Annotated in this window: 2 protein-coding genes; both read left to right on the plus strand. The window is 44.8% G+C overall.

The genetic code is table 11. From position 1 onward, the window contains the following. Window positions 1-1560, plus strand: a 1560-nt coding sequence (locus ACKI5B_RS02195) for a TraG/VirB4 family ATPase (RefSeq protein WP_486401660.1), incomplete at its 5' end; no start/stop codon positions are given. 27 nt (window positions 1561-1587) lie between these two features. Further along, window positions 1588-2191, plus strand: a 604-nt coding sequence (locus ACKI5B_RS02200) for a TrbJ/VirB5 family protein (protein ID WP_407425384.1), incomplete at its 3' end; no start/stop codon positions are given.

Below are 2191 nucleotides of genomic sequence, written 5' to 3' on the forward strand. Positions count from 1 at the left end.
GATATTGCTCTGGGTGAATATGTGCTGGGCTATTACACCTCAAACCTTATGGTATGGGACAGAAAACTGGAATTTGCAAAGGAAAAAGCCCGCAAACTGCAGCAGGTAGTACGTGCCTGTGGCTTTTCTGTAAAAGAAGAGACCTTCAATAACTGTCAGGCATGGCTTGGAATGATGCCAGGAAACGTTTATGCAAATATCCGCCGCCCGCTCATTTCAACAAAGAACTTTTCGAATATTATTCCGCTCAGTTCTGCATGGCAGGGAATGCTCTATAACGATTTTACAGAAGAAACCTGTGGTAGTGCTGTTCCTCTCTGTACCTGTTCTACAAGTTACGGAACTCCGTTCTTTTTGAATCTTAATGTCCGAGATGTAGGACATACCTTCGTTTTCGGTCCGACAGGTGCGGGTAAATCTACCCTTCTCGCTCTGCTGATGGCTTCGGCTACCAAATACAAGGATGCAAACATCATCTGTATTGATAAACAGCTTTCAAGCCGTGCCTTTATGGTCGGTGGAGGCGGAATTTACGTAGAACCGGGTAAAGATGCAGTAGCGTTCCAGCCACTATCTGAATTAAAAGGTCCTGATGAGGGAACAGAAGCAGAATACACAGAAAGTCTTATGTGGTGCCAGCAGTTCATCGAAGGACTTTTAAGCCAGCAGAACATAGAGACAACACCGGAAATGAGTAAGGTGATTTCAGAAACACTCCGTCTTATTTCCCTGAAAGAAAAGAGTCGTCGTACACTCACCACTTTCCAGCAGTATGCAACTTATGCGGACCCGGAGAACGGAACAAACACCATCCGTATCGGTTTGGACCCATACTGTACCGGAGGTCAGTTCGGTTCCATTTTTGATGCAGACGAAACAAATATGCCGCTTTCAAAACTGGTCACAATCGAAATGGGAAGCTTAATGCGTCTTAGTGAAAAGGCGGTAGCCCCTGCCCTTATGTACATCTTCAGATATCTCGAAAAACTCTGGAATGTGCCGACAGGACAGAAACAGCCACTCACCTTCCTTTTCCTTGATGAAGCATGGCTTTACCTTCAGCATCCGATTTTTGCGGGCTTCTTGCAGGAATGGCTTCGCACCCTCCGTAAGAAAAAGGTTTTCTGTATTTTCGCAACCCAGGAAGTAGCCGCAGCAGCTAAATCTTCATTGAGCGACACAATCGCCCAGCAGTGCCTTACAAAAATCTATCTTGCTGATGAAAGTGCCACCTCACCTGGACTTATGGAAAGCTACCGCTATTTCGGGCTTACTGATTCCGAGATTCTTGCCCTGAGCAATGCAACCATGAAACGGGATTACTACTTTAAAAATCCTAACGGCTGCAGAATGTTCACTTTGGATTTGGATGCCTTTCAGCTCGCTTTGATTTCTCCGGACCATGAAATGCTGGATAAGATTGAAGCCCAGAAAGGACGAAACACAATGGTGCCATTGGCTTTTGACATTCTGGAATCAACCAGACAAAAGATGGCAGATTTAGGACGAGATACCAAAGGCCTCGACTACGAAAAGTATAAGAGGATGCTGGAAGAATAAATATGAAACACAACATGAGGAGTACCTATGAAAGTAAAAAGAACAGTTATTGCAATTATCTTGAGTACAAGCATTGCCGTAAGCAACGTAAGTGCAACCGGCTACCCAGTATTCGATATTTCCGGCTGGCTTACAGCTATCGACCAGTTATATCAGCAGTACGACATGGTTATGAACACCATTACTCAAATCGAAAATCAGTATCAGCAGATTCAGCAGGCAGTAGAAAGAGCTAAGTCTATCGACTGGGAAAACATCCGCTTTGACGGTGACTTTGATATCCGAAATGACATCAAGGATGCCAACAAGCGTGTGAACAAGCTCTTGAATCAGGCACGTCAGATTCAGAACACCCTTACAAGCCCGAACATCGACTGCGGAAACGGCCGCTACTCACTTGCAGACCTCTGCGGAATGGGTAGCCCTGACCACAACTTCTTCAGCGCATGCAAGGATGTTGAAAGCTACATGACCGACAGCATGAAGTTTTCTATCAGTGCTATTGAAGGAAATCTTACTGAAAAACAGAAGATGATGATCTGGCGAAAATACGGAATCAGCCCAAAGAATTATCTCTTTGTTCAACAGTCTGTGGCTCAGGTAAAAACTCAGGCTTCAAAAGTAATGGCAA

The organism is Treponema sp. (assembly GCF_045657965.1).
Lineage (GTDB): Bacteria > Spirochaetota > Spirochaetia > Treponematales > Treponemataceae > Treponema_D.